Annotated in this window: 16 protein-coding genes; 9 read left to right on the top strand and 7 right to left on the bottom strand. The window is 73.6% G+C overall.

Annotation, left to right across the window (positions count from 1 at the left end; genetic code table 11):
* The 5 genes from EAD89_RS21135 to EAD89_RS21115 all read left to right on the top strand — a co-directional run.
* A partial coding sequence (locus EAD89_RS21135; RefSeq protein WP_147458844.1) for a fibronectin type III domain-containing protein occupies nucleotides 1-1,403 on the top strand: 1,403 nt, incomplete at its 5' end.
* 28 nt (nucleotides 1,404-1,431) lie between these two features.
* Nucleotides 1,432-2,427 carry a MoxR family ATPase gene (locus EAD89_RS21130; RefSeq protein WP_121676937.1) on the top strand — a complete coding sequence of 332 codons (996 nt, stop codon included), beginning with the start codon at nucleotides 1,432-1,434 and terminating at the stop codon, nucleotides 2,425-2,427.
* 14 nt (nucleotides 2,428-2,441) lie between these two features.
* Nucleotides 2,442-3,641: a DUF58 domain-containing protein gene (locus EAD89_RS21125; RefSeq protein ID WP_121676936.1), complete on the top strand. Its 1,200-nt coding sequence runs from the start codon at nucleotides 2,442-2,444 to the stop codon at nucleotides 3,639-3,641.
* Between the two features lie 80 nt (nucleotides 3,642-3,721).
* Nucleotides 3,722-6,106, top strand: a complete 2,385-nt coding sequence (locus tag EAD89_RS21120) for a transglutaminase domain-containing protein (protein WP_121676944.1) — start codon at nucleotides 3,722-3,724, stop codon at nucleotides 6,104-6,106.
* Nucleotides 6,107-6,290: 184 nt separating this feature from the next.
* A complete protein-coding gene (locus EAD89_RS21115; RefSeq protein WP_121676935.1) occupies nucleotides 6,291-7,037 on the top strand; it encodes a bifunctional 2-polyprenyl-6-hydroxyphenol methylase/3-demethylubiquinol 3-O-methyltransferase UbiG in 747 nt (248 codons plus the stop codon).
* Here EAD89_RS21115 and EAD89_RS21110 read toward each other — a convergent pair.
* Both EAD89_RS21110 and EAD89_RS21105 read right to left on the bottom strand, forming a co-directional pair.
* Nucleotides 7,032-7,826: an SDR family oxidoreductase gene (locus EAD89_RS21110; protein ID WP_121652578.1), complete on the bottom strand. Its 795-nt coding sequence runs from the start codon at nucleotides 7,824-7,826 to the stop codon at nucleotides 7,032-7,034. The genes EAD89_RS21115 and EAD89_RS21110 overlap by 6 nt on opposite strands.
* The gene (locus EAD89_RS21105; protein WP_121676934.1) at nucleotides 7,823-8,806 is read right to left on the bottom strand and encodes an LLM class F420-dependent oxidoreductase; all 984 of its coding nucleotides are present in this window, start codon (nucleotides 8,804-8,806) and stop codon (nucleotides 7,823-7,825) included. The genes EAD89_RS21110 and EAD89_RS21105 overlap by 4 nt, the downstream gene beginning before the upstream one ends.
* 155 nt (nucleotides 8,807-8,961) lie before the next feature.
* Here EAD89_RS21105 and EAD89_RS21100 point away from each other — a divergent pair, with 155 nt between their 5' ends.
* Both EAD89_RS21100 and EAD89_RS21095 read left to right on the top strand, forming a co-directional pair.
* Entirely contained in the window at nucleotides 8,962-10,182 is a 1,221-nt protein-coding gene (locus EAD89_RS21100; RefSeq protein ID WP_233578881.1) for a low temperature requirement protein A, read from the top strand.
* A gap of 51 nt (nucleotides 10,183-10,233) precedes the next feature.
* Nucleotides 10,234-11,097 carry a DUF1028 domain-containing protein gene (locus EAD89_RS21095; RefSeq protein ID WP_121676933.1) on the top strand — a complete coding sequence of 288 codons (864 nt, stop codon included), beginning with the start codon at nucleotides 10,234-10,236 and terminating at the stop codon, nucleotides 11,095-11,097.
* Nucleotides 11,098-11,234: 137 nt separating this feature from the next.
* Here the strand turns inward: EAD89_RS21095 and EAD89_RS21090 are convergent, their stop codons facing one another.
* The gene (locus tag EAD89_RS21090; protein ID WP_233578879.1) at nucleotides 11,235-11,903 is read right to left on the bottom strand and encodes a maleylpyruvate isomerase N-terminal domain-containing protein; all 669 of its coding nucleotides are present in this window, start codon (nucleotides 11,901-11,903) and stop codon (nucleotides 11,235-11,237) included.
* 8 nt (nucleotides 11,904-11,911) lie between these two features.
* The gene (locus EAD89_RS21085; RefSeq protein WP_199723262.1) at nucleotides 11,912-12,799 is read right to left on the bottom strand and encodes a phosphatase PAP2 family protein; all 888 of its coding nucleotides are present in this window, start codon (nucleotides 12,797-12,799) and stop codon (nucleotides 11,912-11,914) included.
* A 185-nt stretch (nucleotides 12,800-12,984) separates the two neighbouring features.
* Here EAD89_RS21085 and EAD89_RS21080 point away from each other — a divergent pair, with 185 nt between their 5' ends.
* On the top strand, nucleotides 12,985-13,617 hold the full coding sequence (locus EAD89_RS21080) for a DUF3159 domain-containing protein (RefSeq protein ID WP_121676941.1): 633 nt from the start codon (nucleotides 12,985-12,987) through the stop codon (nucleotides 13,615-13,617).
* A 310-nt stretch (nucleotides 13,618-13,927) separates the two neighbouring features.
* Here the strand turns inward: EAD89_RS21080 and EAD89_RS21075 are convergent, their stop codons facing one another.
* Nucleotides 13,928-16,822 (bottom strand): glycoside hydrolase family 48 protein, encoded by a 2,895-nt coding sequence (locus EAD89_RS21075; protein WP_199733579.1) that lies wholly within the window; start codon nucleotides 16,820-16,822, stop codon nucleotides 13,928-13,930.
* 846 nt (nucleotides 16,823-17,668) lie between these two features.
* Between EAD89_RS21075 and EAD89_RS21070 the strand changes: the two genes are divergently transcribed.
* Nucleotides 17,669-19,012 carry a GH1 family beta-glucosidase gene (locus tag EAD89_RS21070; protein ID WP_121652583.1) on the top strand — a complete coding sequence of 448 codons (1,344 nt, stop codon included), beginning with the start codon at nucleotides 17,669-17,671 and terminating at the stop codon, nucleotides 19,010-19,012.
* A 77-nt stretch (nucleotides 19,013-19,089) separates the two neighbouring features.
* Here the strand turns inward: EAD89_RS21070 and EAD89_RS21065 are convergent, their stop codons facing one another.
* Complete coding sequence (locus tag EAD89_RS21065; protein WP_197701306.1) at nucleotides 19,090-19,503, bottom strand: roadblock/LC7 domain-containing protein; 414 nt, start codon at nucleotides 19,501-19,503, stop codon at nucleotides 19,090-19,092.
* A gap of 5 nt (nucleotides 19,504-19,508) precedes the next feature.
* Nucleotides 19,509-22,049: a nitrate- and nitrite sensing domain-containing protein gene (locus EAD89_RS21060; RefSeq protein ID WP_233578877.1), complete on the bottom strand. Its 2,541-nt coding sequence runs from the start codon at nucleotides 22,047-22,049 to the stop codon at nucleotides 19,509-19,511.
* Nucleotides 22,050-22,090 lie beyond the last annotated feature (41 nt).

Raw genomic sequence — 22,090 nt, 5'->3', positions numbered from 1 at the left:
AGCCCCGGGTGGGCAAGCCGAGCGCGCCGCGCAGCGTCACCGCCGCCGCCGGCAACGCCCAGGCCCGGGTGAGCTGGCGGCCGGCCGCCGCGAACGGCGCCGAGATCATGAAGTACGTCGTGCAGGGCGCCGGACAGCGCCTGGAGGTGGGCGCCAACCAGCGTGCGGTGGAGGTCAAGGGCCTGACCAACGGCGAGACGTACCGGTTCGCGGTGCACGCCGTGAACGCCAAGGGCGACGGTCCGTCGCGCAGCAGCAACCCGGTCACCCCCACGGCTGCCGTGCCCGATCCGCCGGCCAGCGTGACGGCGCAGGAGCGGCCGGACGGCACGGTGCTGGTGAAGTGGCCGGCGGCGAACGGGCAGGGCAACAAGATCGCGAAGTACGCGGTGACGGCCAGCTCGGCGGGGACGAACGCGCCGGCCGGCGAGTCGACGAAGACGGAGCTGGTGGTGCCCGCCGGGGAGCTGGAATACGGCACCCAGTACGCGTTCACCGTGGTCGCGGTCAACGACAAGGGCGCCGGTTCGGCGGCCTCGCCGGTCAGCAACACGGTGGTGCCGTTCGCGGCGCCCGGTCGGCCGGGCGATCTGCGGGCCGGCACGGTCGCCGCCCAGCCGGGCGCGATCACCGTGCGGTGGGAGCCGGCCGAGGCGAACGGCCGACCGGTGACGAAGTACCTGGTGGACGTCGGTGGGCGCAGCAGCGAGGTGACCGACACCCGGACCACCGTCACCGGGTTGGGCAACGGCCAGAACGTCACGGTGAAGGTGAAGGCCGTGAACGAGGCGGGGCCCGGCCCGGAGGCCACCGCCACCGCTCGCACGGTCGCCGAGCCGCGGGTCACGGTCACCGGCTCGTCGGCCACCGCGACCTCGGCGACTGTCACGTTCACGGTGGACGCGGGCGGCGGCAAGGCGACCTGTTCGGTGAGTACGCCGGGTGAGCCGGCGAAGGCCGGGGCGTGCTCCAGCATCACGGTGCCGGGGCTGACGCCGGGCACGAAGTACACGTTCACGGTGACCGCCAGCAACGCCGCCGGCAAGGGCACCGCGACGCGGGCCCAGACCACCGCGGCGCTCTACGGCATCGCGACGTGCAACAACGGGCCGGACGGCGACCAGCGGACCTACTGCAACAAGGAGGTCGACGGCCGCAACGGCAACGAGATCTTCTCCGTGGCCCGGCAGGACAACGACAAGCAGGTGGGCTGGGCGAAGCCCGGCACCCGGCTGAAGGCGTACTGCAAGAAGTCCGGCGCGAACGTCGACTCGTGGATCTACAACAACAACAAGCAGAGCACCTGGTGGGTGCAGGTCGAGTACAGCGGGAAGAACTACATTCCGTGGGCCTGGCTCAACCTGGAGGGCGGCGACACCATCAACGTCCTGCCCACCTGCTGAACCAGCCAGGCAAGGAGCACCACCGACCGTGAACACCCACGAGCCGCTCACCCAGCCGGAGGTGCAGGGCTTCGCCGCGCTGGCCGCCCGGCTGGCCGAGAACGTCAACGCGGTGGTGCTCGGCAAGCCGCAGGTGGTCCGGCTGGCGCTGACCGCGCTGTTCGCGCAGGGTCACGTGCTCCTGGAGGACGTGCCCGGCGTCGGCAAGACGACCCTGGCGCGGGCCATCGCCGCCACGGTGAAGGGTCAGTGGCGGCGCATCCAGTTCACTCCCGACCTGCTCCCCTCCGATGTGTCCGGTGTGACGATCTTCAACCAGGCGACCCGGGACTTCGAGTTCCATCCCGGGCCGGTCTTCGCCAACATCGTCATCGCCGACGAGATCAACCGGGCGTCGCCGAAGACCCAGTCGGCGCTGCTGGAGGTGATGGAGGAGCGCACCGTCACCGTGGACGGGGTCCGGCACCCGGTGCCCGCGCCGTTCCTGGTGGTCGCCACGCAGAACCCGGTGGAGATGGACGGCACCTACCGGCTGCCCGAGGCGCAACTGGACCGCTTCCTGGTCAAGCTCTCCGTCGGCTACCCGGACGAGGCCGTCGAGATCGAGGTGCTGCGCGGCGCGACCGTCCGGTCCCCCGAGGCGCTCACTCCGGTCACCGACACCGCCACCGTCGGGGAGATGGTGCGGATGGCCCGCCGGGTGCACATCGCCGAGCCGCTCTACGCGTACGCGGTCCGGCTGGCCGCCGCCACCCGCACTCACCAGCACGTACGCGTCGGGGTGAGCCCCCGGGGCGTCATCGCGCTGACCCGCGCCGCGTGCGCGTACGCGCTGATCGACGGGCGAGGTTGGATCATGCCGGAGGACCTGAAGGCGCTCGCCGAACCGGTGTTCGCGCACCGGCTGCTGCTCACCCCGGACGCCCAGGTGCGCGGGATGACCGCCGCGGAGGTGCTGCGCCAGGCCGTCGCCTCGGTGCCGGTGCCGCTGCCGTCGGGGCAGCCGGCACCGGTGCAGGGCTGACCGGCAGCAGCGGCATGGGGATCACCGCCCGCGGGGTCGGGCTGCTCGTCGCCGCCGTCGTCCTGCTCGGGGTGGGCTTCCGGTTCGCGTACCCCGAGTTGACGCTGCTGGGGGCGGCGGCCGGCGCGGCCGTCGGCTACGCGGCGCTGACCGCGGCCTGGCGGCCCCGGCTGACGGTGACGCGGCGGGCGGACCCGGACCGGGTGGCCCGCGGCGAACCGGCGAGCATGACGCTGACCGTGCGCAACACCGGCCGGCTGCGCTCGGCGAACCTGCTGGCCGAGGACCGGTGTGGAGACCGCACGGTGCCGGTGCCGCTGCTACGCCTGCGGCCCGGCCGGGACACCGAGGTCCGCTACGACGTGCCGACCCACCGCCGTGGGGTGGTGCCGGTCGGGCCGCTGCGGGTGACCCGGCGCGACCCGCTGGGCCTGGTGGCGCTGGCCCGCCCGTACGGCGCGAGCACGCCGGTGTGGGTGCATCCCAGGGTCCATCCGCTGACGGCGGTGCCCACCGGTGCGGGGCGCAGCCTCGACGGCCGGGTGGACGGGGTTCCGCACGGGTCGATCACGTTCGACTCGTTGCGGGAGTACGTGGTGGGCGACGAGCTGCGCCGGGTGCACTGGCGCACCAGCGCCCGGGTCGGCGAGCTGATGGTGCGGGAGAACGTGGACACGAGCCTGCCCCGCCTGGTGGTGCTGCTGGACAACCGCGTCGCCGCGCATCCCGACCGGGTGAACGGGGTGGCGGAGTCGTTCGAGTCGGCCTGTGAGGCGGCGGCGTCGGTCGTCACCGCCGCGCACCGCGCGGACCTGCCGGTGCTGTTGGTGCTGGTCGCCGTGGAGCTGGCCACGTCGCCCGAGCCGGGGCGCGGCGACCGTGCCGACAGCACGGTGGACGGCGATGACGGTCCACTGGGGCCGCTGGACCGCCTGGCCGCCGCGGAGCTCTCCGGTGACGACGACGCGCTGCGCGCCGCCACCACCCGACTGCGCCAGGACCGGCTCGGCGACACGCTGATCTTCCTGACCGGGCCGGGTGGCCGTGGCGAGCTGGGGCACGTGGGCGCGCTGCGCGGCGCGTACCCGTCGGTGGCGGTCGGGGTGTTCGGCGCGGCCGAGCCGACGCCGCCCGGCGCGGCGGGCCTGGTGGTGGTCGACGCGGCCGACGGCGCGCAGTTCGCCGCCGAGTGGGACGGGGTGCGCCGGTGGTGACGGGCGTCGGCCGGCAGAGACCGGCCCCGGCGACCACCGCCGGTCCGGCGGGGCCCGGGACGAGCGCGGGCACGCCGCCGATCGAGGGGCCGGCGCAGCGGAGCTGGCCCGGCCGGGTCGGGCGGGCACTGCGGGCCGCCGTCGTCCCGCTGGCGCTGATCGGGCTGACCTCGCTCGCCGGGGTGGTGCTCGGCCGGGTGTACGCCGGAGACCTGCTGACCCAGCTGGTCATCGGCGCCGCGGCCGGTTCGGTGCTGGTCAGTGTGGCCGCCCGACGGCTGCCCTCCTGGCTGGTGGCGCCGGTGTCGGTGGCCGCGATGGTCGGCTGGACACTGTGGTCGCTGCGGCTGTCCGCGACCCGCGCCGACCTGCCGGGCAGCTTGCTGGAGGTGACCGCGGACGCCGCGCGCAACGGCATCCCCCGACTGCTCACCGCGATGATTCCGGTCGAGCCCACGCCGGACACGGTGCTGATGCCGGTGGTCGCGGCGTGGCTGGCCGGGCTGGCCGGCGCCGAGGTGGCGTTGCGCACCGGCCGGGTGCTGCTGGGATACCTGCCGGCGGCGGGGCTCTACGCCGCCGCCCTCTACGTGGTCGGCCCGAACGCCGAACCGGCGATCGGGGCGACGGTGGCGTTCGTCGCGGTCGCCGCGGTGGGCCTGGCGGCGCCCGCCGCTGGGTCGGCTGCCGGCGGTGATCCGGCCGCCGACCTCGCCCCCCGGGTCCGCGCGGCGGTGCGGGTCCGGCTCGCCGCCACCGCGGCGCTGGGGGTGGCCCTGGTGGTCGGGCTGGTGGCGCTGCTCGGCCCGGTGCTCGCCGGTCAGGTCGACGGCCGGCCGGTGGACCCCCGGCGGTACGTGGAGCCGCCGCAGGTGCAGACGCTGGACGAGAACCCGTTGATCCGGATCTCCGGGTGGGCCCTGAACCCGGAGCAGAAGCTGCTCGACGTGAGCACGGTCCGTCCCGGCGCCGTGGCACCCCCGGCCGGCGGCGCACCGAGCGGCGGGCCGGACGGCGGCACCGACGGCAAGCCGGGTACGGCGGACGACGCCACCGACAGCGTGCGGATCCGCCTCGCGGTGCTCAGCGACTACGACGGGGTGACCTGGCGGGTCGGCGCGACGTACCGCAACGCCGGTCGGATCCTGCCGGCCACGACGCCGGCCCGGGACAGCACGGTGGAGACGGTCCGGCAGCAGATCACCGTGGCCGACCTCAGCGGCCGGCTGCTGCCCGCCGTGGCGACCCCGAGCGAGGTCAGCGGCGCGCGGGTGGCGTACGACCCGGCGACCGGGACGCTGATCCGGCCGGAGGGGCTGACCCCGGGGCTGCGGTACACGGTGACCTCGGCTCGGGAGAAGCCGGACAACAACCTGCTGGCCACCGCGAACGTCCCCGCCGGCGCGGAGGTGGCCCGGGTGCTGCGGGTCGCCGAGGGCGTGCCGGACCCGCTGCGCCGGCTGGCCACGCAACTCGCCGAGGAGAACGGCGCCCCGTACGCGCGGGCGGCGGCGATCGAGCAGTTCCTGGCCGAGCACTACCGGGTGGTGGCGGACGCGCCGAGCGGGCATGCGTACCCGAACCTGGGCTTCTTCCTCTTCGGCCCGCGCAACGCGGGCGGGCAGCGGGGCACCTCGGAGCAGTTCGCCGCCGCGTTCGCGGTGCTCGGGCGGCTGTCCGGGCTGCCCACCCGGGTGGTGGTGGGCTTCGAGTCCACCGGGCAGGGGCCGGTGCGGGCCGGCGACGCGTACGCCTGGCCGGAGGTGCTCTTCGACGGCTTGGGCTGGGTGGCGTTCGATCCGCTGCCCCGCCCGGACAACGAGCCGAGACCGGTGGAGGAGGACTTCCGCCCGACGCCGGAGGATCCGCCGCCGTCGGAGGCGCCGGCGCCCACCGTGGAGCCGACCGCCTCGCCGGAGCCTGTGGCCGCCCCCGACGGGCCGGCCGGCCAGGGTGGGGTGTCCACTCCGGTGCTGGTCGCGGGCGGTAGCGGTGGTCTGCTGCTGCTGGTGGGGGCCCTGCTGCTCACCCTGCTGGCGATGCGTCGCTCGCTCACCCGCGCCCGGCTCGGCCGGGGCGATCCCGGTCAGCGCATCGCCGGCGCCTGGCGGGAGGTCACGGACGCGCTCCGGCTGGCCGGTAGGCCGGTCGGGAGCGACCTGGCCGCCACCGAGGTCGCCGGGCGCGCCCGCCGGGCCCTCGCCGACGCCCGAGCGGGCACGGTCGGCGACGGGCCGGCGCTCGACGGGCCGGCGGTCGACGAGTTGGCGGTCGACGAGTTGGCGGCCCTGCTCAACCAGGTGGGCTTCGCCCCGGGTGCCGCAACGCCCGACCAGGCCGCCCGGGCCGCCGAGGTGGCAACCGCCTACGTGGCCACCCTGCGTTCGGCGCGCCCCTGGTGGCGCCGCCTGCTCTGGTCCGTGCACCCCACTCCCCTGCGCCGCGCCCGCCGGTCCCCCCGATGAGCAGGAGCCTGACCGACGGGCCCTCCTCCCCTGCGAAGGGGAGGGCGTTCCCGTCGCTGGGGGATGACCGGCTTGCCCATCCGGTGGCTTACTCAACGGCAAACTGAGGGAACGACGACCGGCGATCGGTGGACCTTGCGGCACGGCCTGGGCCACAGCCGCAGACGACCAGGGTGGAGCGTTGATGAACCCGCACTACGACGACTTTCTCGCCGACCACTACACGTGGATGTTCGGTGCGCCCTACCCGGCCCTCGTCGAGGAGCAGCTTGGTGCTCTCCGTCGCGCCGGCGTCGCGGAGCCGAGCGGCACCGGCCTGGCGGTCGACCTCGGCTGCGGCTCGGGTTTCCAGTCGGTCGCGCTGGCCAGGTTGGGTTATCCGAGCATCCTGGCGGTCGACAGCAGCGCCAAGCTCCTCGCCGAACTGGAGCTGCACGCCACTGACCATCCGGCGATCCGCGTTGTCCACGACGACCTGAGCCAGGTCGCGGCGAACCTCCGGGCCGGCACCGTCGAACTGGCGGTATGCATGGGGGACACCCTCACCCATCTGCCGGACCGCCGGGCCGTCACCCAACTCTTCGCCGATCTGTCCGCGGCGTTGGCTCCGGGCGGTCGCCTCATTCTCAGTTTCCGTGACCTCACCACGAGTCTCACCGGGACGGGCCGGTTCATCCCGGTGCACGCCGACGCCGACTCGATCCTGACCTGCTTCTTGGAGTACGAGCCCGACGTCGTCACCGTCCACGACCTGCTTCATCAACGCGACGGCCAACGTGACTGGACGCTGTCCGCCAGTTCCTACCGCAAGCTGCGCATCGCGCCGGAGTGGGTGGCCGACCAACTCACCGAGGCCGGCTTCCGCGACGTCCACCAGGCACCCGCACCCCGGCGGATGACCCTGCTGACCGCCGTACGGCAGGAGTCATGACCGCTGCAGCCGGCGGATGAGTTTGCGCATGCCGGCCTGCCAGCCGTCCGGGTCCTCGGCGCGGCGGCGCGCGTAGTCGGCGACCTCCGGGTGCGGCAGGATCAGGAAACGCTCCTCGGCCAGCCCGGCGATGGTCGCGTCGGCGACCTGGTCCGGAGTGAGCACCGCACCGGAGGCGGCGATCACCCGGGTCCCCAGGTGCCCCTCGACGATCCCGTCGGCGAGCATCGGGGTGTCCACCCCCTGCGGGCAGAGCGCGCTGACCCGGATGCCCCGGTCCCGGTAGGTGATGGCCAGCCACTCGGCGAAGCCCACCGAGGCGTGCTTCGTCGCGGTGTACGCGGCATCGCCCACCGCGGTCAGCACACCGGCAGCCGAGCAGGTGTGCAGCAGGTGGCCGCCACCACGGGCGAGCATCCCCGGCAGCACCGCGCGGGCGGAGTAGACGTGGGCGAGGACGTTGACCCGCCACGCCCGATCCCAGCCGGCGTCGTCGACCTCCACTCCCCCGCCGGTGGTCACGCCCGCGTTGGCGCAGAACAGGTCGATCCGGCCGTACCGCCGCTCGGTGTCGTCGACCAGCGCGCGGACCTGATCCTCGTCGGTGACGTCGAGTGCGGTGGCGTGCGCGACCGGGCCGATGCCCTCGGCCACCGCGCGGGCCGCGTCGCCGTCCAGGTCGGCGATCACCACGGCGGCCGCGCCCTCGGCGGCGAACCGGCGCGACAGCGCCGCCCCGATGCCGCCGGCGCCGCCGGTGACCACCACGATCCGGTCGGTGAGGTTCACGTCGACGCTCCTACGGGGTCGGTGCCCAACTGGGCGATGAGGGTGGTCAGCGCCGCGGCGCCGCCGGCGGTCACCTCCGGGGTGGGCAGCAACGCGAAGACGGGCACGTCGACGCCGGCGTCGGCGTAGCGGCGCACCTCGGCGCGGCAGTGTTCCGGGGAGCCGTGCAGCACCAACGCGTCGACGACCTCGTCCGGCACGGCGGCGCCGGCGCCGCGCCGGTCACCCGTGGCCCAGGCCTCCCACATCGGCGCCAGCACCTCGTCCCGGCCGAGCCAGCGGTGGAACTCGGCGTACGCCGGGACGGTGAGGTAGCTGGTGATCAGCCGGCGGCCCAGCTTGCGGGCGTACCCGGCGTCCTCGGTGGGGCAGACGAAGATCCGGGCGGCGACCTCGAAGCCGGCTCGGCGCTCGCCCAGTTCGGCGAGGGCGCGTGGCACGTCGTCGGCGCTGAGCCAGTTGAGGATGACGCCGTCCGCCTCCGCGCCGGCCAGCCGGAGCATGCCCGGGCGCAGCGCGGCGAGCAGGATCGGCGGCGGTACCGCAGGCGGCCGTTCCAGGGTGAACCGGCGCACGGTGAAGGTGTCGTAGACCTCGTCCACGGTCTCGCCGCGCAGCGCGGCGCGCAGGAAGCGCAGCACATCCCGGGTACGCCGGAACGGCTCGTCGAACCGCACGGCGTTCCAGTCGCGTACCAGCACCGGCGAGGACGCGCCGATGCCGAGCGCGAACCGGCCCGGGGCGGCCTCGGCCAGCGCCGCCGCGCTCATCGCCAGCAACCCGGGCCCCCGGGTGAAGACCGGGGTGATCGCGGTGCCCAGCCGCAGCCGCGGTTGCCACGCCGCGGCGAGCGCCAGCGGGGTGAACGCGTCGGTCCCGGCGACCTCGGAGGACCACACGTCGGTGAACCCGGCCCGGTCGAGCGTCGCGTAGACCGCGGCGTGGTCGGCCAGCGGGATCCCGCCCAACGGCACCGTCATGCCCCATCGATTCGTCACCGATCGATCGTGCCCGTTGACGGGGCCCGCGAGCAAGATCCCCGAACCGGGCGGATTTGCCGGTATCGGGCCACCCGCCCCCTCGGGCGGTGTTACGACTGCCGGGTGGACCGCACCGCCGGCGCAGGCCGCTGATCGTGGGCTTCAAGGCAGCCGGACGCCTGGAGCCGGTTCCCGCGGCGGGCGAGCCGGGCCGGCCCACCTTCCTGGAACTCTTCTTCGACCTGGTCTACGTCTTCGCGCTCACCCGGATCACCGCGCGCGCGTTCGAGGACCTGACCCACCACCCGGGTCGGGCGCATGGGTGGGCGGCGGTCACCGGGAGCGGAAAGACCCTGCTGTTGCTGCTCGCGCTCTGGGCCCTCTGGCAGGGCACCGCGTGGACGACCAGCCGGTACGACCCGTACAAGGTGCCGCTGCAGTCCGTCGTGATGACCGCGCTGGTGTGCAGCATGGTGATGGGAGTGGCGATCCCCCGCGCGTTCAGTCAGACCGCGTTGATGTTCGCGGTGGCGTACGTGGTCGCGCAGGTGTCCCGGCCGCTGATCCTGTCGATCGCGCTGGGGCCGCACCCGTACCGACGGCTGAAGGTGCGGATGGCGGTGGTGTACGGCACCAGCGGCGTGTTCTGGATCGGTGGGTCGATGCTGTCGACCAACATGCAGGTGGTGTCCTGGACGCTGGCGTTGGCCATCGAGTACGTGGCCGGGCGGGCTGGCTGGCCGGTGCCGGGGCTGGGCCGGTCGACGATCTCGAAGTGGGACATCGCCGGCGAACACCTGGCCGAGCGCTACCAGCAGTTCTTCCTCATCGCGCTGGGCGAGACGATCCTGGTGGCCGGTTTCGCGTACAGCAAGGGGCCGTACGAGGCGGGGCACGCGGTGGCGTTCGCGTTGGCGCTGGCCACCACGATCGTGCTGTGGCGGATCTACTTCCAGCGCGCCGGGCAGATCCTGGGTGAGGCCGTCGCGAAGGCCCGGCACCCGGCCAACATCGGCCGGTCGGCGGCCGACACCCACCTGGTGATGGTGCTCGGCCTGGCCGCCACCGCGGTCGGCTACGAGCTGATCATCGAGCATCCGCTGGAGCGGATCCCCGGGTCGTGGCTGGCCATGGTGCTCGGCGGGCCGGCGCTGTTCCTGGCCGGCCGGGCCCGCTTCGAGTACGAGGTGTTCGGGCGGGTCTCCCCGTCCCGGTGGATCGCCATCCTGGCGCTCGCGGCGGTGGCGGTGCCGCTGCTGTTCCTGCCCGGGGTGGTGGCGACGGCCGCCGGGGTGCTGGTGCTGGCCGCCGTTGCCGTCGCCGACGCCCGGCGGGCACGCGGCACCCCACCGGAGGCGGCCGCCACCCCGTTCTGACCAGTCGACTCACGTGAATGTCAGGTCGGCGGGGCAGGTTAATCTCGGCGGGTGACCTTCTCCCTCGTGGCCCGCTCTGCCGACAGCCGGTTGCACGGCGTCGTCGTGGCCAGCAAGTTCCTCGCCGCCGGGGCGCTCGTGCCGGCCGCGGAGGCCCAGGTCGGCGCGCTGGCCACCCAGGCGCACGTCAACCTCGCCTACCGCCCGCAGGGGTTGACCCTGCTGCGCACCGGGGTGCCGGCCGCCGACGTGGTGGCCGGCCTGATCGCCGCCGACACCGAGCGGGAGCACCGCCAGCTCGGTGTGGTGGGTGCCAGCGGTCCGGGTGCCAGCTGGACCGGACCGGCCTGCCACCCGTGGGCCGGTGGGCGCACCGGCGACGGCTGGGCCGCGCAGGGCAACGTGCTCACCGGCCCGGAGGTCGTCGACGCGCTGGGCGACGCCTGGCTGGCCGGTACGGCGCTGCCGTTCGCCGAGCGGCTGGTCGCCGCGCTGCGCGCCGGTGACGAGGCCGGCGGCGACCGGCGAGGCCGCCAGAGCGCCGGCCTGCTGGTGGTCGAGCGCGGCGGGGGGTACGGCGGCAGGAGCGACGTGCTGATCGACCTGCGCGTCGACGACCACCCCGATCCGGTAGCCGAGCTGGGTCGGCTGCTCGCCGTGCACACCCTGCTGTTCAGCCGGCCCGACCCGGCCACGCTGCTGGAGCTGAGCGGCGCGGTGGCCGACGAGGTGGCGGCGTTGCTCACCGCCCTGGGTCACCCGGTCGCCGACGACGGGCCGGAGGACGCGCTGGTCTCCTGGGCGGGGCTGGAGAACCTGGAAGAGCGGCTGGTGCCGGGGCGGATCGACCCGGTGGTGCTCACGCACCTGCGCAGCGTCGCCCCGCACGTGCCCGCGCCCCGCTCGGGGAGCTGACCGCAGTCAGCTTCCGAAGCCGAGCCAGCGGACCCGGGTCAGCTCGCCGAGGACGAGCCAGCGGCACCGGGTCAGCTCGCCGAGGACGAGCCAGCGGAACCGGGTCAGCTCGCCGAGGGCGAGCCAGCGGCAGCGGGTCAGCCGCCGAAGGCGAGCCAGCGGAAGCCGGCGGCGTCGACCGCGGCGCGTTCCGGGCCGGTCAACGCCGCCCGCCCGGTGGTCTTGCGGATCAGCGTCAGCTGGTCCCAGCGCAACTCGGCCGGCGCCGGCCGCCCGCCGGTGAGCACGTCGACGATCACCGCCGCCGCCGGCGCGGTGAGCCACGGCGGGCGGTCCAGCGCGGCGGCCAGGTCGAGGCCGTGCACACCCACCTCGACGACCCGGGTCCGCAGGAACTCGGCGAGGCGCATCGCGTCGCCGTGCCGGGTCCGGACCACCCGCTCGGGCGGGGCCGCGTCGACGGCCACGTCGGCGGCCCGCCAGACCCGGTCGAGGTCTTCCGGCAGCGTCTCCCTGGACACCTGCCGCGCGTCGCGCCGCCCGCCGGCGATCCGGTCGGCGTCCACCTCGGGGGTGAACTTCGCCGCGCCGAAGTAGGTGGCCGCGTCCACCTCGGCGGCCGGCGGGGCCGGCGCGGCGAGCATGTCGGTCACCCGGCCGATGCCGGTGCGGACGTGCGCGATCAGCTCCCGCACGGTCCACGGCGGGCAGCCGGTCGGCCGGTCGAGGTCCGCGTCGTCCAGTTCGGCCAGGACCTCGGCCAGTCGGGCGCACTCGGCGCGGAACGCCGCACGGGTCGGGTCCACGCGCGTGCTCAGCCCTTCACCCGGGGCACCAGCCGGTGCACGACGATGAGCACCAGCGACATCACCACCGCCATCGTGCCGGCGATGCCGGCGGCGCTGCCCGCGTACCCGATGAAGAGCGGTCGGCGGCTCAGCTCGTCGGGCCCGGTGCCGCGCAGCTCGACCAACCAGGACAGGGCCAGCCCGGAGGCGATCAGGGCGAGCACGCCGGCGGCGGCGAGCAGCAGGGCGGCGAGCCGGTGCGCGTCGCCGGGGGCGACCTGCGCCTGCTCCCGTTGGGTGATCAGCAGGACCAGCCCGGCCAGCGCCGCCCAGACGCCCACCACCAGGTACGCGGCGACCGCGTCGCTGGGCCGGTGCCAGCCGGCGGAGAGGGTGGCCACTCCGGCGGCCGCGGCGTAGGCGGCGGCGAGGAAGGCGCCGACCGCCCGCACCTTGGCCGGCAGCACGAGCATCAGCGCGACGGCCACCGACGCGGCCACCGTGGTGTGCCCGCTGGGCAGGCTGTTGCCCACAGCGGCACGCTCCGGGTCGAGGCCGTAGTCCGGGCGGTTCAGCCCGTACTTGAGCAGCTGGGTCGAGACGTTCGCCCCGGCGATCAGCAGGGTCGCGGTGATGGCCAGGGCGATCCGCCCCCGGATGAGGGCGATGAACCCGATCACGGCGGTGGCGGCGAGCAGGGACACCACCGACATCGCGTTGAGGAGCTTGTCCACCGGGCCGTCGATGCGGTCCTGGCCGATCCGGTTGCCGGTCAACGCGACGGTGTCGACCCACTGGCCGATCTCGGTGTGCACGGCCACCCGCCAGACGACGAGAAAGGCGGCCACCTGGACGAGGGCCATGACGACCAACCAGACCGCGGTCCAACCCCTTGCCGTCGCGCGCATCCGCACACCGTAGCGGCCGGTGTCGGCCGGGCGGCCGGTGGCCCACCGAGCGACGGCGGTTAGGTTGGGGCGGAGGCGAGGAGGTGGCGGTGAGCGGCACACCGGAGGGGGACGCCGGCCAGGTCACGCCCGATTCGGAGCGGCGGACCGGGGCCGGCGCGGGCGCTGGCGGGGCGGCCCGGACCGAGTCGCTGACGGATCTGCTGGGCGGGCGGCGCGGCGCCATCGACGCCACCCTGCCGCCGGTGGCGTTCGCGGTGGGCTGGCTGGTCGGCGGCGAGTCGATCTGGGCCGGGGTCGGCGCGGCGCTGGCCGTCGGCGCGGTGGTCGCCGGCGTCCGCCTGCGTCGGGGCGACCGGCCGCGCTCGGTGCTCATCGGGCTGCTCGCCGTCTGCGTCGCCGCGTTGATCGCGGTACGCACCGGCCGAGCCGAGAACTTCTTTCTGATCCAGTTGCTCTCCAACGCCGCGAGCGCGCTGGCCTGGGCGGTCAGCATCGCGGTGCGCTGGCCGCTGCTGGGGGTGCTGGTCGGCGCGGTGCTGGGTCAGCGCTCCCGGTGGCGGCGTGACCCGGCGCTGCTGCGCGCGTACGGCCGGGCGAGCTGGGTCTGGACGGCGACGTACGTGCTGCGGGTGGCCGTGTTCGTGCCGCTGTACCTGAGCGGGCAGGTGCTCGCGCTGGTGGTGGCCCGGGTCGCGCTGACCTGGCCGCTGGTCGCGGCGGCGCTGGCGGTGAGCTGGGTGGTGCTGCGTCGATCGCTGCCGCCCGGGCACCCGGGTTTGCGGCACCCGGTCGTCGAGGAGCCCGCCACCCCGTCCCGGTGACCTGACCGGCCGGGAGAACAGGGCATAAAAGTGGAGAGGCCGCCACGGGGGGAGCGGCCTCTCCGGTGACGTACGTTACTCCGTCCCGGTCGTCGGCGTGATCCCGCGACGGCCCGAATTTCTGGGCTTTTTCGCGGCAGCCTCCAGTCTGGGCGGTGGGGTGGGCCGGCCGACCCGCTGCGTCGGCCGGATGGCCGGCCCACCCCGGCCTGACCGTGGGTGTCAGGCCGTCCGCCGGCCGGGTCCCGTCGTTCCCCCGGACCCGGCCGGACACCGGGGTGGGCGGCGCGCCACCCACCCCGGCGCGCTGTCAGCCGTTCGGGAACAGGTTGCCGTAATCGGCGTACGCCATGGCGACGTCGGCCTGAGCCCAGAACCGGTGGTAGTTGAAGCTGGGTTCGGCGCCACCGTTCAGGTACGCCTGCACCTTGGGCCAGTCCGGGTCGTTCTTGTAGAAGGACCGGATGTCCAGGAAGCTCTTGCCGGCGGCGATGGCGTCACCGTTGGGCATCTTCCCGGTCCAGCCCGGCGGGACGTAGAGGCCCTGCCCGCTGGCGGCGTCGTAGGTGTCGTCGAAGCGCCGGTAGTCGCCGCGCTTCTCCGTGGTGGACACACCCTTGGCGTCGCTGGCGGCGTGCAGCGCGTCGAGCAGCCCCTTGGCGGTGTTCTTGGCCGCCACGTCGCCCGACTTGGCCGCGTACGCGATCAGGGTCCGGGCGTAGGCGGCGGCGACGCCGACGTCCTGCCCCTTGACGGTGACCTCGACGTGCAGTCCGGTGTTGGGCTGCGGGTTGGTGGGGTTCCAGGTGGTCGGCTGGCCGGTCCACTTCATGTCCGACGGGATCGACCAGTTGGCGCCGACGGTGGTGTTGGCGATCGCCCAGGGCACCCACTTGTCCAGCAGCGCCTTGGCCTTGGCGTTGCCGGTCTGCAGGTACAGCTCGGCGATCCGCTGCATCGACCAGGCCTGCATGCCGAACCACTGGTTGGACGGCGGGTCGTTGTAGACCGGGTCGACGTCGTAGTACATGCCGTAGAAGGTGGACGTGCCGGCCGGCGGCTGGCCGTAGTTGCCGCCCCAGCTGTTGGTCGCGCCGCCGGCGATGCCGCCCTCGGCCGACTGGAGCCAGGTGTAGAACTCCAACTGCCGCTCGAAGCTCTTGGTCCAGTCGGCGGTCGCGGTCGGCGACTGGGGCTTGAGCTCCGGGGTGTTGGTCAGCGCCCAGGCCGCGAACGGGTTCTGGTAGCCGAAGTGGTTGTGGCTGGAGCCGATCCGCCAGGACCAGTTCTGGTTGGTCTCGTACGCGCCTCCCCAGGCGTAGTACCAGGACATCAGGTAGTGCGCCGAGTCCTTGCCGCTGCCGGCCGGGCAGGCGCTCGCTCCGACGCAGTTGCCGATCTTCTTGAAGTACTTGTCGAACATCGAGTACCGCAGGTAGTCGCCCATCTTGGCGGCCTTGGCCACGGTGGCCGCCACGTCGGCCTGCTTGCCCTGCGCCTTGGCCCAGGTCAGTGCCCAGTACGCGGCCTGCACGGCGCGGGCGTCGGCGTCCGGGGCGTTGGTGTACTTCCACTGCTTGGCCGGGGCGGCCGACTCCTTGATGAACAGGTCCAGGTAGCCGTACTGGCCGCCGGCGGTGAAGGTGTCGCAGGACGGCTGCGGCACGGTCTCCCAGACCGACTCCTGGGTGCCCCGCTGGAACGTGTTGATGTAGGCCGGGCGGGTGGTCTTGTCGCCGCAGCGGCCGAAGCCGTAGGTGTTGTCCACGTCGATCAGCCAGTGCATGCCGTAGATGTCACCGGTGCCGTAGGTGGACTGCAGCTCGCCGCGCAGCGGGTCCTGACCCACCGACACCGACGGTTCCAACTGCGAGGGGTACTGGCTGGGCAGGTCGTGCTCGGCGGCGTACTGCGGGGTCCCGGCGGCCCCAGCCGTCGGCTGGTCTGAATGATTCGGAATTATATATTTTTCCATCACCGTCCAGGCGTTGTTGAACGGCGCCCAGTTCTGGGTCACGCGACCGTACTGGGCCTCCAGCCAGATCCAGAAGCTGAACGCTTCCGAGGTGGTCTCGTGCCCGTGGTCGGGCGCCTCGACGATCAGCGTCTCGACCGAGTGGTAGGGCACGCCCTCGGGGCTGAAGTAGCCCGAGTTCTTGATCTTGCCGTACTGGTCGAGGAAGCGCGTGACGTAGGTGTTGTCACCGCCGCCGGGGGTGTCGTTGTCCACTTCGGTCGCGGTGATCGTGAGCGGGGCGTAGCCGGTCGCCGAGGCGGTGACGGTGGCGGTGCCACCGGCGGTGTCGGCGTCCTCCGCCGCCGCGACGGTGACCGTGGCCCCGGTGTTCCAGTTGCTCGGGGTGAGGCTGACCGTCGCGGGCGAGACGGTGATGTCGGCGTCGCCGGTGCGGGCCAGGCTGACCGGCACCGTCCCCGTCGGAGCGGCGCTGAGCTTGACGTTGACGGTGGAGCTGCCGCCCTCGGCGACGGTGACCGCGGACGGCGTGGCGATCAGCGTCGGGCCGGAGGCTGCGGTCACGGTGAACGACCGCTCGGCGATGGCGCTGAGGTTGGCGTTGTCGTACGCCCTGGCCTGCACGGTGTAGACGCCCGCCGGCAGGTCTTCGAGGGTGTAGCCGTACGGGGCCGTGGTGTCGGTGTTGACGAGCAGGCCGTTGCGGTAGAACTCGACCTTGCTGATGGTCCCGTCCGGGTCGCTGGCGGTGGCGGTCAGCGGCACGTCGGCCGGCGCCTCGAACGGGCCGGCCGGCACGGTGAGCCCGACGGTCGGTGGCTGCTGCGGCGCGCCGCCGCAGGTGACCCCGTTGACCGCGAACGAGGTGGGCTTCGCGTTGGTGCCGGTGTAGGAACCGTTGAAGCCGATGTTGGTGCTGGCGCCGGTGCCGAGGTTGCCGTTCCACGACTCGTTGGTGGCGGTGACCTGGTTGCCGGTCTGGCTCCATCGTGCCGACCAGCCCTGGGTGACCCGCTGGTTGCCGGGGAAGGCGAACGTGAGCGTCCAGCCGGTGAGCGGGTCGCCGAGGTTCTTGATGGTCACGTTGGCGCTGAAGCCGTTGTTCCAGTCGTTGGTCGCGTAGACCACGTCGCAGGCCGGTGCGGCCTGCGCGGCGCCGGCGGGCAGGGTCACCCCGCCGACGGCGAGCGCGGCGGCGGCGATGATCGCCACTCGACGGCGTCGTGCCAGATGTCTCATGAGCGCGGTGTCTCCTCGGACCAGGCCGGGGGTGTGCCCGGCGGGGCGCCCGCCCGCGAGGGTGGTGGTGCGCGGGGAATTCGAGGCGCCGGGAAGGTGGTCTCCCGGGCCCGGGCCGGGGGTACGGCGGTGCGGCCCGCACGGGAGGTCCCGCCGGCTGCGGTGGGGTGGCCGTGACCGGAGGTCGTGCTACCGGTTGCCCTCGGCGGACCCGCGTTCGCGCGATCTGGCTCCTGTCGCGTCGAATCGACAGTGTGCCATGGAAGCGCTCCCACAACAAGCGCACGGCAGGTCGCGTCGACGCCGTGTTTCGATCTCGTTTTGGGGCTTTCACAAAGCCGTGACGGGCGTTACAGTCGCAGCATCATCGATGGGAGCGCTTCCATCGATGATGGTTCCAACTAGAAGATCACCGGGACCGCCTCTGACGGGCCCGGGGAACCAGCCCGAGGGCTGACGACGGGCCAGCCCGGACGCCGCCGTCAGCCATCATCCCGCCACATGGAGGGAGGTGGAACCAGAGCCACTCGCGTGGCCCGGCTCCCGCGCGACACGCACGGCAGGACCCAATCCGCCCGTGTGTGTGCAGTTACGGTGGGGACGGGGGTTGCCCTCCCCCGTCCCCACACTAAACCCCCGTTCACGATGGGAAAAGAGGCCGACGGGACAGGCGCTGCGCGCCGCCCGGTCGGCCTCGTTCGCTGTCCGGGGCCCCCACCGCCGCAACCCGCCACAGCCGGCCGGCACGACGGCCGGCTCACCGGGGCGGCCGCCCCTGCCCTATCCTGGGAGCGCTCCCGAATTTCGGCGGTTGCCCTGTATCCACGAGGAGAATCCATGTCGATACCTACCGGGCCCGCCGGCCCGCTGCGCTTCCCCCGCGACTTCGGTTGGGGCGCGGCCACCTCCGCGTACCAGATCGAGGGCGCCGCCAAGGAGGACGGCCGCGGCGAGTCGGTCTGGGACACGTTCAGCCGCACCCCCGGGCGCACCCGCAACGGCGACACCGGCGACGTCGCCGCCGACCACTACCACCGGTACGTCGAGGACCTCGACCTCATGCGCGACCTCGGGCTGCGCAGCTACCGCTTCTCCATCTCCTGGCCACGGATCCAACCCGACGGCAGCGGCAAGCCCAACCAGCGCGGGCTCGACTTCTACCGCCGGCTCCTGGACGGCCTGCACGAACGCGGCATCGCCCCCATGGCCACCCTGTTCCACTGGGACTTGCCGCAGGCCCTGCAGGACGCCGACGGCTGGGAGTCCCGCGACACCGCCCACCGCTTCGCCGACTACGCCGACGCGGTCTTCCGCGCCCTCGGCGACCGCGTCCCGGCCTGGCTGACCATCAACGAGCCCAAGACCGTCGTGCAGAACGGCTACCTCGGCGGCCACCACGCCCCCGGACGCCAGGACCCGGACGCGGCCTACCTCGTCGCCCACCACCTGCAACTCGCCCACGGGCTCGCGGTCCGCGCGCTGCGCGCCGCGGGCGGCACCGGCCGGATCGGCCCCGCCCTCAACCTGCACCCCTGCTACCCCGCCGACGATTCCCCGCAGGCCGCCGCGGCGACCCGGCTCTACGACGGCTACGAGAACCGCCTCTACCTCGACTCACTGCTCAAGGGCAGCTACCCGCAGGACGTACTGGCCGACCTGGGCCCGCAGAGCCGGATGGCCCGCGGCATCCGCGACGGCGACCTGGCCGTCATCTCCTCGCCGGTCGACCTGCTCGCCGTCCAGTACTACACGCCGATCTACGTCACCGCCGACGGCGGCACCGAACGCCGCTGGCCGACCTCTGAGGCCGAGTGGCAGCAGATCTACCCCGACGGGATGTACGACATCCTGACCCGGGTCACCCGCGAGTACGGCCCGATCCCGCTCACCGTCACCGAGAACGGCCTACCCACGCCGGACGCCCTCGCCACGGACGGCAGCGTCGACGACGCCGGCCGGATCAGCTTCCTGCGCGACCACCTGGCCGCCGCGCACCGGGCCATCGCCGCCGGGGTGCCGCTGGAGAGCTTCCACGTCTGGTCACTGCTGGACAACTTCGAATGGGCCGAGGGGTACGACCAGCGGTGGGGACTGGTCTACGTGGACTATCCGACCCAGCGCCGGGTGCTCAAGAGCAGCGCACACTGGTACCGCGCGGTCATCGCCGACGGCGGCTTCTGAAACCGCCCGCCCGGACAGCCGGGCCCCGGCGCGCGGCTCCGACGAGCCGCTGACCGTCCGGGGCACGGCCGGCCCGGTCAGCGGGGCAACGCCTGCTGCAACTCCGCCCGCAGCGCCGGAGTGAGCATCTCCCCCGCCTGCTTCGCCAACCGAGCCATCTCGTAGCCCACCACGCCGATGTCCGCGTCCCCGGCGGCCAACGTGGCCAGGATCGACCCGTCCCGCACCTGCATCACCAGGAAGTAGCCCCGGCCCATCTCGACCACCGTCTGCTTGACGACGTCACCGTCGAACATCTGGGCCGCGCCGGCGGTGATGCTCATCAGCCCGGAGGTCACCGCGGCGAGCTTGTCCGCGTGGTCGCGGGGCAGGTTGTCGGAGATCGCCACCAGCAGCCCGTCGGACGAGACCACCACCGCGTGCGCCACACCCGGCACCCGCTCCGCGAACGCGCTCACCAGCCAGCTCAGGTCCCGTGCCTCCTGGCTCAACGTCGTCACTGTCGTCGTCCCCCTTCATCGTGCCCCCCGGACGGTGGCACGGGTATCTCGGTGGTGTCCTCGGCCTCAGCACGCCGTACCCCGTTGTAGAGCCGGGAAAGCATGCCACCGACCGCCTCCGGGTCCAGGTCGTCACGCGCGGGCGCCGACCCCGGTTGGGCCGAACGCGTGACCGCGGAGAGCTGCGCCATCGGCACCCGCATCGGCAGGCCCCGCTCGTTCGTGCCGGCCGTCACCGGGGTGGCCGGCGGCACGACCGGCCCCGGCACCGCCGGTCCGGCCGGACCCTCCCGCGACCACCAACCGCCGCCGACGCCCGACGGCGCCGGGGCGAGCACGTCCTCGGCCCGGACCGGCACCGGGCGGGCCTGACGCGGCACGGTGGTCGTGGGCGGGCGGCCCGCAACCGGCAGGTCCAGCGGCGCGACGGCCGGCTCGGACGAGCCCGCGGACCGGGCGGCACCGGACATCCGCTGCACACCGACGCCCCGCGCGGCGCCCGCCGCCAGCATCCGGGCCGAGGCCGGCGGATTCAGCTCCACCGCGCCGGCCGGAGCCAGCAACGCCGCGGGCAGCGCCAGCCGGGCGACCAGGCCGTTGTCGCCGCCCTCCAACCGCACCCGCACGCCGAGCCGGGCCGCCAGGTGGCTGACCACGAACAGGCCCATCCGCTCGACCGTCGCGACGTCCGCAGCCGGCGGGCTGGCCAGCACCCCGTTCGCCTCGGACAGCGCCGCCGGGCTCATGCCCAGGCCACGGTCCGTGATCTCGATCAGCGCGCCCGCGGCCTCGATCCGGGCGGTCACCGACACGACGGTGTCCGGGCGGGAGAAGGCGGTGGCGTTCTCCAACAGCTCGGCCAGCATGTGCACCAGCTCACCGACGGCATGCCCCACCACGTGCACGTCGCCCACCGACTCGATGCGGACCCGCTGGTACTGCTCGATCTCGGCCGCGGCCGCCAGCAGCACCGGGCCGAGGCCGACCGGCCGGTTCCACCGGCGGGTCGACTCGGTGCCGGCGAGCACCAGCAGACTCTCGTCGTTACGGCGCATCCGGGCGGCCAGATGATCGAGCTTGAACAGGTTCTCCAGCTGATCCGGGTCGCTCTCCTCGCGCTCCAGGTCGTCCAACAGCTCCAGCTGGCGCTCCACGAGCACCTGGCTGCGCCGGGCCAGGTTGACGAACATCGCGTTGACGTTGCGCCGCATCGTCGCCTGCTCGACGGCCACGGTGACCGCGCTACGGTGCACCGCGACGAACGCCTCCGCCAGCTCACCGATCTCGTCGAGCGAACGGACCACCGCCGGCGCGACCTCGATGCCCGGCACCCCGCCGGTGACGGTCCGCAGCCGGTCCAGCGCGTCCGGCAGCTCGACCTGCGCGATTCGCAACGCCTGGCTACGCAGCAACCGCATCGACCGGGCGACCGAACGACCGACGAGCAGCGAGATCAGCAGGGCGACCAGCAGCACGGCGACGACCCCACCGGCCACCAGCAGGGTGGTCCTCAACTGGCCGCTGCTGGCGCCGTCGGCCTGCCGGACAGCGTCGTCGAGCACCCCCGCCTCAACCTGGCGCAGCAGCTCCTGGCGCTGCTGGCTGGCCGCCCACCACTGCTCCGAGGGCAGCACCTCGGGCGTCGCGTCGCCGACGGGCAGGCTGCGCTCCTCCAGTTGGGTGGCGACCAGGAACACCGGGTCCACCGAGGTCTCGTCGTACCGGCGGATCTGGTCGGTGGTGGCGGCCACCCGGAACGCGCCCAGCGCGGTCAACTGCTGGGCCCGCAGGTCGGTGAGGAGCACCCGGTCCTCTGTGCCGTACCGACCGGCGCGGGCGGCGGCGTAGAGCTGGCCCCGGACCCGCGAGGAGAGTTCCTTGACCCGGGCGATCTGGACGTAGCGCAGGACAGCGTCGCTCAACGCCGGCCGCTCCTGGCCCGGCGTCGGCTCGGCGAGCAGGTCGAGCAGCGTGTCGACGGCTCGGTGGTAGTTGCTCAGGATGGTGTCGCTGCTGAGCACCGCGGGCGGAATCGACGGCCGGATGTCGACCACCTGGTCGTACGCCTCCAGCACCTCCGAGAAGGCGACCCGCCAGGACGCGTCGGCGTCGGCCAGTGGCTCGGCCGCCCGTCGCAGGTCCACGATGGCCCGATCGGTGGCCGCCTGCAACGGCTTCAGGGCGGTGGACGCGATCTCCCGGTCCCCGCCCCTGCGCAGCTCGCCCAGCTCCCCCGCCGAGCGGTCCCGCTCCTGCTGAAGCTGGTGCACGGCCGCGGTGATCTGCCGACCGATGCCGACCTGCCGCGCGAAGTCGTTCAGCGCCGTCGTCCGCCCCACCAGCGCGCTGGTCTGCACGCCGGCGAGCACCAGGAACGCCACCGACGGCACCACCAGCACGGTGGCCAGCTTGGTGCTCATCCGCCAGTCCCGCAGCCGGAACGGCGAGCGTCGCCGGTGCGGAACGACCCGGACATCGAAGCGACTCCGGCGATGGTTCGACACCGCGCCGTTCACCGGGTCGGGACCTACCGCCACCCTGCCTCCTCCGTCCTGCCGCGTCCACCGCGGTCCGGGGA

Source organism: Micromonospora sp. BL4, from assembly GCF_003667505.1.
GTDB lineage: Bacteria > Actinomycetota > Actinomycetes > Mycobacteriales > Micromonosporaceae > Micromonospora.
Note: the sequence above shows the minus strand (reverse complement) of the source record. Positions and strands in the feature narration are given on the sequence as shown.